We start from the raw sequence: 276 nt of genomic DNA, 5'->3' as shown, positions 1-276 counted from the left end.
CGCAGGCGGTGGCAGCCGCCGCCAAACAATCGATGGCGGTGCATGTCCGGTCGATGCTTGATTTCCAGGCAGCCGGCGTGCCGACCACCGATTACGGCAACAACATCCGCCAGGTCGCCTTCGACGCAGGCGTCGCCAATGCGTTCGATTTTCCAGGGTTCGTACCGGCCTATATCCGGCCGCTCTTCTGTCGTGGCGTCGGGCCGTTTCGCTGGGTCGCCTTGTCGGGGGATCCCGAGGATATCTACAAGACCGATGCCAAGGTGAAGGAGCTTC

At 62.7% G+C, this 276-nt stretch carries 1 pseudogene; it reads left to right on the top strand.

The features are described from left to right. Window positions 1-276, top strand: a pseudogene (locus RAD10_RS41800) (urocanate hydratase); the annotation flags it as partial.

This window comes from Bradyrhizobium sp. 23AC (assembly GCF_054863025.1).
The sequence above is the reverse complement of the archived record's forward strand: the minus strand, read 5'-3'. Positions and strand labels throughout refer to the sequence as shown.